4 protein-coding genes and 2 pseudogenes are annotated in these 4,752 nt (G+C 60.5%); 4 read left to right on the top strand and 2 right to left on the bottom strand.

All coding sequences use genetic code 11. The features are described 5' to 3' along the window. Positions 1 to 68: 68 nt before the first annotated feature. Positions 69 to 932 carry a methyl-accepting chemotaxis protein gene (locus tag ACO6VD_RS25730; RefSeq protein ID WP_422422703.1) on the bottom strand — a complete coding sequence of 288 codons (864 nt, stop codon included), beginning with the start codon at positions 930 to 932 and terminating at the stop codon, positions 69 to 71. Next, a pseudogene (locus tag ACO6VD_RS25725) lies at positions 924 to 1,679 on the bottom strand (MCP four helix bundle domain-containing protein); the annotation flags it as partial. The gene ACO6VD_RS25730 and the pseudogene ACO6VD_RS25725, both read right to left, overlap by 9 nt. A gap of 288 nt (positions 1,680 to 1,967) precedes the next feature. Here ACO6VD_RS25725 and ACO6VD_RS25720 point away from each other — a divergent pair. The 4 genes and pseudogenes from ACO6VD_RS25720 to ACO6VD_RS25705 all read left to right on the top strand — a co-directional run bounded on the left by ACO6VD_RS25720 (position 1,968) and on the right by ACO6VD_RS25705 (position 4,591). Next, entirely contained in the window at positions 1,968 to 2,198 is a 231-nt protein-coding gene (locus ACO6VD_RS25720; protein ID WP_422422701.1) for a hypothetical protein, read from the top strand. Next, positions 2,195 to 2,497, top strand: coding sequence for a cell division protein ZapA (locus ACO6VD_RS25715; RefSeq protein WP_028942233.1), 303 nt, complete (start codon positions 2,195 to 2,197; stop codon positions 2,495 to 2,497). Before ACO6VD_RS25720 ends, ACO6VD_RS25715 begins: the two co-directional genes overlap by 4 nt. Positions 2,498 to 2,653: 156 nt before the next feature. Continuing rightward, a pseudogene (locus ACO6VD_RS25710) lies at positions 2,654 to 3,730 on the top strand (HAMP domain-containing protein); the annotation flags it as partial. 123 nt (positions 3,731 to 3,853) lie between these two features. Further along, on the top strand, positions 3,854 to 4,591 hold the full coding sequence (locus tag ACO6VD_RS25705) for a methyl-accepting chemotaxis protein (protein ID WP_422422702.1): 738 nt from the start codon (positions 3,854 to 3,856) through the stop codon (positions 4,589 to 4,591). Positions 4,592 to 4,752: the final 161 nt, after the last annotated feature.

The raw sequence follows: 4,752 nt of genomic DNA, 5'->3' as shown, positions 1-4,752 counted from the left end.
TTCGCGGGGCAAGCCCGCTCCCACAGAGATATCACAGCACCTGTGGGAGCGGGCTTGCCCCGCGATAATCAGACGCTGAAGCGTGCCACCAGGCCGTTCAGGTCAACCGCCAGACGCGACAGTTCGGCACTCGCCGCACTGGTCTGGTGGGCGCCGGTGGCCGATTGCACCGACAGGTCGTTGATGTTGACCAGGTTGCGGTCCACTTCGCGGGCCACCTGAGCCTGTTCTTCGGCCGCGCTGGCGATCACCAGGTTGCGCTCGTTGATCTCGGCGACCGCACCGGTGATGGTGTCCAGCGCCAGGCCGGCACCACGGGCGATGTTCAGCGTCGACTCGGCGCGCTCGGTGCTGTTGCGCATGGAGTTCACCGCCTGTTCGGTGCCGCCCTGGATACTGCCGATCATCCGTTCGATTTCGCTGGTGGATTGCTGGGTGCGATGCGCCAGGGCGCGTACCTCATCAGCGACCACAGCAAAACCACGACCGGCTTCACCGGCACGTGCGGCCTCGATGGCGGCGTTGAGTGCCAGCAGGTTGGTCTGGTCGGCCAGGCCACGAATCACGTCCAGTACCTTGCCGATATCCCGCGATTCTTCCGCCAGGTTGCCGATCAGATCGGCAGTACCTTGCACATCGACGCTCATGCGCTCGATGGCGCTGACGGTTTCCATGACCAGGTCGCGGCCATCGCCTGCCGAACGCGTGGCCTCCTTCGACGCTTCGGAGGTGCTCACGGCATTGCGCGCCACTTCTTCAACGGCACTGGTCATCTCGGTGACGGCTGTGGCGGCCTGTTCGATTTCGTTGTTCTGCTGCTGCAGGCCACGTGCGCTTTCGTCGGTGACGCTGTTCAGTTCTTCGGCGGCCGAAGCCAGCTGCGTGGCAGAGCCTGCGATCAGCTGCAGGGTATCGCGCAGTTTGTTCTGCATCTTGGCCATGGCCCGCAGCAGCCGTGCGGCTTCATCGTGGCCTTGGGTCTCGATGGTGCGGGTGAGGTCGCCTTCGGCGATACGCTCGGCCGCCTGCAGGGCTTCGTCGATCGGTTTGACGATGCTGCGGGTCAGCAGCAGGGCACAGACCAGGGTCAGCAGCGTGGCGGCCAGCAACAGGCTGATGACCAGGCTGATGGCGTTGGAGTACTGATCGGCAGCGGTCTGGTTGATGCTGCGGGTTTGCTCGGTGTTGATGCTGACCAACTGATCCATGACGCTGTTGATTTGCTCGGAACTGTTGAGCATGTCACGGTTGATCAGGGTGCGCAGGGTTTCCAGGTCGTTGCTCTGGGAGGCCTGGTGCATGCGGCTTTCCAGCTGCCGGTAGTCGTTGAGCAACTGCACATACTGGTTGTAGGCCGCTCGTTCCTGAGGACTGCTGATCAGCGGCTCGTAGATCCTGCGCGCTTCATCGATCTGCTGGTTGCGCTGGCTGATCAGTTTCAGCGTGTTTTGCAGGGTGTCGGCTTCGCGGTTGAGCAGCAGGCGATAAGACAAGGTGCGCAGGCGCAGGGTCAGCTGGGTGATCTGATCAAGGTTGGTAATGCTCGGCACCGAGGATTGCTCGATGAACTCACCGGCCTGACGGATCTTGCTCATCTGGTTCAGGGCGAACAGACCCAGGCCCAGCATCAGTGCACCAATCAAGGCAAACCCCAGCAGCGCACGCGGGGCAATATTCATGTTACGAAGGGACATAGTGGACATCCGGAAGGGAAGAAGGCGAGCAATCCATGCGACGGAGTCAGGATTGCCTTGCCTATCGGTCAAGCTTTGGCAGACTTGAGGGGCAGTTGATGAAACTGTGAGTTGGCGATCGGTTTTCCTGACCAGCGGGCACCCACAGCGGGAACCGGACCGCTATCAACGGGTCAATCTGCACCAGGCCGAAGCGTCTAACCCGATATCCCTGGCGACCACGCGGACTTTTCTTTATCGTGTGCGCCCCCTGAAAAACCCGAGAAGGCAATCATGTTGGAAACTTCCCTCAGTCAATTGGAACAACTCGTCAGCGACCTGGTACAGAAGAATCAGGAACTGACCGAGCGCAACGAACAGATCAGCGCTGAACTGACCCAGGCCAAGGATGAAAACGAAAGCCTGCAGCTGTCGCTGATGGAACAGGAAGAAAAGCAGGGCGCTACCGCCGCACGTATCCAGGCCCTGGTCGAGCGCGCCAGCGGTGGTACCGTCAACGCATGAGAACTTCAGCACAGCCGATCAATGTCGTGTCGATCCTCGGCAGCGACTATTCGATCAAGGCCCCCGAAGGCCAGGAACAGGCCCTGGCGCAGGCCGTGCAGATGCTCAACGCGTCGCTGGCCGAGACCAAGCGTAAATACCCGACCCTGATTGGTGACAAGCTGCTGGTTCTCGCAGCCCTCAACCTGTGTTCGCAGCAGATCGAACTGCAACAGCAGCACCAGCAGGCCCTCGACCGTTACCAAGAGCAAGTCAGCGCCACGGTCGATGTCATTGCCCGGACCATCGGCAATAGCTGATCGGCTCCCGCCACACCGTTCTACTTCTTTTGCTTGCTCACTGCCCTTTCGGCAGTGGGCGGCATTGTCGTGGGTCAATGGAATAATTGTATTTTCATCTGTATACAATTGGCCTGGCTATTGCAGCACAAGGCTTTTTTACTCAGGGGAAGGTTCATGCAGTTCTGGCGGCGCAGCATTCAGTGGCAATTGATCGCAAGCATGGGCGCAGCCCTGTTGGTGAGCATTCTTATTGTGGTCGGGATCTACTCGGTGGCGGTCAATCGCCTGACCGAGCGTTACCTGGTCGACACCGCGTTGCCGGCGAGCATTGAGGCAATTCGTAACGACATCGAGCGGATGATGAGTCGCCCGCTGACCGCTGCGGCCGACATTGCCAACAACACCCTGCTGCGCGACTGGCTGGCTGCGGGAGAAGACAGCGTCCAGGCGCCGCAATTCATTGAATACCTCGAAGCCCTGCGGCAAAAAAACCAGGCCTTCACCGCCTTGTTCGCGGCGACCGAAACCAGCCACTACTACAACGAAAAAGGCTTGGACCGAACCCTGAGCCGCAGCAACCCTGCCGACAAGTGGTTCTACGGCTTCATCGACAGCGGCAAGCCGCGCCTGCTCAACATCGACACCGATGGCAGCACCGGCGAACTGGCGTTGTTTATCGATTACCGGGTGGAAAAGGCCGGCAAGCTTGTAGGTATTGCCGGGCTGGGATTGCGCATGACCGAGCTGTCGGAGCTGATTCACAACTTCAGTTTCGGTGAGCGCGGTCGGGTGTTCCTGGTGCGCGGCGATGGCTTGATCCAGGTGCATCCGGAGCAGCAGTTGAGCGGCAAAAGGAAACTCGCCGACCAGATCGGTGAGGCTGCAGCCCAGGCTGTCTTGAAGAAAAACGAGGGTTTGCATAGCAGTCGTTTTGAACGTGACGGCGAGGGTTATCTAGCCCTGAGCCTGCCGCTGCGTGATCTGAACTGGACCCTGGTCGCTGAGGTGCCGGAAGCGCAGATCTATGCCCCTGTACGCGAGACGGTCTGGATGACCAGCCTGATCGGTGCTGCTGTGGCGCTGGTGTCGTTGTTGCTGGTGGTGCTGCTGGCCCGTGGCATTGTCCGGCCGATTCGTCGTGTCACTGGTGCCTTGCTGGCGATAGGCAATGGTGGCGGAGACCTGACCCAGCGTCTGGATGAAACCCGCGCTGATGAACTGGGTGACTTGGCTCGCGGCTTCAACCGCTTTCTCGACAGTCAGCGTGACCTGATCGGCGACGTGTTGCGTACCAGTGAGCGTTTGCACAGTTCGGTCGCGCAAGTGACCCAGGTGGTGGAAAACACGGCCGAGCGCTCCGGGCGTCAGCAAGAGATGACCGAAATGGTTGCCACTGCGGTGCATGAAATGGGCCTCACCGTGCAGGACATCGCCCAGAATGCTGGCAACGCCGCTCAGGCGTCGGAAACCGCGCGTACTGAAGCACTCGAAGCCCGCGAAGTGGTGCGCCGCTCGATTGCGCACATCGAAGGCATGTCGGGCGAAATAGGTCAGGCAGCCAATGCAGTGGGTGAGCTGGCCAGTGAAGTCGCTTCAATTGATGAAGTGCTGGCGGTCATTCGCAGCATCTCCGAACAGACCAACCTGCTGGCGCTCAATGCTGCGATTGAAGCCGCGCGGGCCGGAGAGATGGGCCGTGGCTTCGCCGTGGTCGCCGACGAAGTACGCACCCTGGCGCGGCGTACCCAGGTGTCTACCGATGAAGTGCAGCAGATGATCCTGCGCCTGAAGCACGGTGCCGGTAGTGCTGTGGCTTCGATGCAGGCCGGGCAGGCTGCCACCGGTACCGGCGTGCAGTCCAGCCAGCAGACCGGCGCTTCGCTGAGCACCATCACCGATCAGGTTGAACACATCAGTGACATGAACCACCAGGTGGCAACGGCGACCGAAGAGCAGTCAGCGGTGACCGAGGAGATCAATCGTACCGTTCAGGGGATTTCCGATCTGGCCCGGCAGACGGCCTCGGAAGTGCAAGGGTGCCGTGAGGAATGCCAGGCGTTGCGCGGACTGGCTGATGATCTGGCGCGGCAGATGGGTGGGTTCAGGCTGTAGGTTGCCGGCAAGCTACTCTTGCAGATTGTGAGATCTGTAGGAGCAACTGTCTGTCACCTGGTTAACTGTAGGAGCTGGCGATAGCCGGCGATGGGGCGCGTAGCGCCCCTGGCCCGGCTATCCCGGGCATCGCTAGCAACCACGGATTCAACCGCCTTCAA

Source organism: Pseudomonas sp. GZD-222, assembly GCF_049310525.1.
Classification (GTDB): domain Bacteria; phylum Pseudomonadota; class Gammaproteobacteria; order Pseudomonadales; family Pseudomonadaceae; genus Aquipseudomonas.
The sequence above is the reverse complement of the archived record's forward strand: the minus strand, read 5'-3'. Positions and strand labels throughout refer to the sequence as shown.